We start from the raw sequence: 3,081 nt of genomic DNA on the forward strand, positions 1-3,081 counted from the left end.
GGTGCCGCCGGCCATGATGAGCGCGGTTTTGGGTGCGCTCCATACGCGTCCACCCCGCACCGTGCGCTGCGCGCCCGGCATGGCTGACGCCATGCGGTGCCCGATTTTGTGGAACAAGCACCTCATACGCGGCCTCCGCGCATCGCGGCGCTGCGCGCCCGGCATGGCTGACGCCATGCGGTGCCCGTTTTGTTGAAACAAGCACCTCATACGCGGCCTCCGCGCATGAGGTGCTTGTTTTCATAGTCAACCCGAAGCACCACGGCGATGGCCACCAGATTCATCAGGATGGCGGAGCCCCCGAAGCTCATCAGCGGCAGGGTCAGCCCCTTGGTCGGCAGCGCGCCCAGGTTCACGCCCATGTTGATGAAGGCCTGAAAGCCCATCCAGATGGCCACGCCCTGCGCCACCAGGCCGGCGAACACGCGGTCCAGCGCGATGGCCTGGCGGCCGATGTGCATGATGCGGCGGGTCATCCACAGGAAGAGCACGATGAGGATGAGCACGCCGACCAGGCCGAACTCCTCGCCGATCACCGCGAGCAGGAAGTCGGTGTGCGCCTCGGGCAGCCAGTGCAGCTTTTCTACGCTGCCGCCCAGCCCGACGCCGAAGATCTCGCCGCGGCCGATGGCGATCAGAGAGTGCGACAGCTGGTAGCCCTTGCCCAGCGCGTGCTTTTCGCTCCAGGGATCGAGGTACGCGAAGATGCGCTCGCGCCGCCAGTCGCTCATCATCACCATGAGCGCGAAGGCGCCCACCAGCACGGCGGCGATCAGGAAGAACATGCGGGCGTTCACGCCGCCCAGGAACAGGATGCCCATGGCGATCACGGCGATCACCATGAAGGCGCCCATGTCGGGCTCGGCCAGCAGCAGCGCGCCCACCACGGCCACGGCCGCGCCCATGGGCAGCACGGCGCGGAAGAAGCGCTCCTTGACCTCCATCTTGCGCACCATGTAGTCCGAGGCGTAGATGAGCACGGCGAACTTCGCCAGCTCCGACGGCTGGAAGTTCATGACCCCCAGCGAGAGCCAGCGCCGCGCGCCGTTGACCACCGTGCCCACGTGCGGGATCAGCACCGCGATGAGCAAAGCGATCGACAGCACGAACAGCCACGGCGCCACGCGCTCCCAGGTGGACATGGGAATCTGGAACGCCAGCAGGGCCGCGACGAAGGCCATCACCAGCGCCATGATGTGGCGCACCAGGAAATGGGTGGGCGCGATCTTGCCGAAACGCGGGTTGTCCGGCATGGCGATGGACGCGGAATACACCATCACCAGTCCCCAGGCGAGCAGCGCCACCACGACCCACAGGAGGGCCTGGTCGAAGCCGAGCACGCTGGCCGGCGTGGTCGTGGTCTGGCGGTATTCGGTGCCGCCCACGCGCACCGGCAGCACGTCGGCGGGCTTGGCGGGCAGGCCGCCGAACCAGCCGCCGAACTTTCCGGTCAGGCGCTGCAGCAGGCCGGGGGATGCGGGTGCGGTGCTCATGCGGAGCCCTCCAGGTCCTGACCGCGATCGTTCGCAAGCGCTTGCACCGCTTCGCAAAACACGCGGGCGCGGTGCTCGTAATCGTTGAACATATCGAAACTGGCACAGGCGGGCGACATCAGCACCGCATCGCCGGCATGGGCGCGCTGCGTGGCCAGGTCCACCGCCTGCGGCAGCGTCGGTGCGTCCAGCAGGGCCACGCCCGCGTCTTTGAGCGCGGCGCGGATCTGGGGCGCGTCGCGGCCGATCAGCACCACGGCGCGGGCGTAGCGTGACACGGGCGCGGCCAGCGGCGAGAAGTCCTGCCCCTTGCCGTCGCCGCCCAGGATGACGACCAGCCGGCGCTCCGCGCCCAGGCCGGTGAGCGCCGCCACGGTGGCGCCCACGTTCGTGCCCTTGCTGTCGTCGAAATACTCCACATCGCCAATGAGCCCCACGGGCTCCACGCGGTGCGGCTCGCCGCGGTATTCGCGCAGGCCGTACAGCATGGGACCCAGTGCGCAGCCGGCGGCCTGCGCGAGCGCCAGCGCGGCGAGCGCGTTCACGGCGTTGTGGCGGCCGCGGATGCGCAGTGCATCGGCGGGCATCAGGCGCTGGATGTGCAGCTCTTCTTCCTGCGCACGCGAACGGCGGGCGGTTTCGTCGGCCTCCTGGGCCCGCACGAGCCAGGCCATGCCGTTGACGATCTCCAGGCCGAAATCGCCCGGGCGCTGGGGCATGTCGCCGCCGAACGTGACATGGGGGCGCACCTGCACCTTCGGGGCCTTCGCGCGCCCGGCCGCCGGCCTGGCCGCGCTGCGCGCCGGCCCGGCCTCGGGCAGCATGCCCATGACCTCGGGGTCTTCGCGGTTGAGCACCATCAGGCCGCTCTCGCCGAAGATGCGCGCCTTGGCGGCCGCGTAGGCGGCCAGGCTGCCGTGCCAGTCCAGGTGGTCCTGGCTGATGTTGAGGACGGCCGCGGCCGTGGGCTCGAAGCCCGCCACGCCGTCGAGCTGGAAGCTGGACAGCTCCAGCACCCAGACCTCGGGCAGGGTGCCCGCATCGATGTGCTGGCCCAGCGTGTCCAGCAGGGTCGGGCCGATGTTGCCGGCCACGGCCACGGTCTTGCCGGCGCAGTCCACGAGCCGGCCGGTGAGCGAAGTCACCGTGGTCTTGCCGTTGGTGCCGCTCACGGCCACCACCGCCGGGGCGTAGCCGTGCGCGGCGCGCAGCTCGCGCAGCGCCATGGCGTACAGGGCGAGTTCGCCCTCCATGCGGATGCCGCGCGCCCGGGCCTCGGACGACAGGGCGGCCAGCGTGTCGGGACGCAGGCCGGGCGAGCGGTAGATGGCCTGCGGCATGCGCCCTTCGAGCAGGGAGGCGTCGAACGCACCGGCCACGAAGCGCACCTGGGGCAACTCGGCATGCAGCGTGCCGCGCTGCGGAGGCGCCTCGCGCGTGTCGGCCACGGTCACCTGCGCGCCGCAGCGCACGCACCAGCGGGCCATGGCCAGCCCGGAAGCGCCCAGGCCGAGAATGAGAATGTCCTGGCCCTGCAGCAGCGCAGCACCCTCGCCCGGCCAGCCGGCCGGCACCGGCGTGGGGGCCG

General features: G+C 70.6%; 2 protein-coding genes. Both read right to left on the reverse strand.

What is annotated here, in order from left to right:
- Positions 1 to 206 precede the first annotated feature (206 nt).
- On the reverse strand, positions 207 to 1,493 hold the full coding sequence (gene ftsW, locus AC27IO_RS22295) for a putative lipid II flippase FtsW (RefSeq protein ID WP_284393027.1): 1,287 nt from the start codon (positions 1,491 to 1,493) through the stop codon (positions 207 to 209).
- The gene (murD, locus tag AC27IO_RS22300) at positions 1,490 to 3,067 is read right to left on the reverse strand and encodes a UDP-N-acetylmuramoyl-L-alanine--D-glutamate ligase (RefSeq protein ID WP_498740818.1); all 1,578 of its coding nucleotides are present in this window, start codon (positions 3,065 to 3,067) and stop codon (positions 1,490 to 1,492) included. The genes ftsW and murD overlap by 4 nt, the downstream gene beginning before the upstream one ends.
- Positions 3,068 to 3,081: the final 14 nt, after the last annotated feature.

Source organism: Acidovorax sp. KNOB132, assembly GCF_057541515.1.

What these genes read in the sequence shown, in the direction of transcription:
- ftsW (WP_284393027.1), bottom strand. Translation starts at nt 1,493, where the DNA reads ATGAGCACCGCACCCGCATCCCCCGGCCTGCTGCAGCGCCTGACCGGA.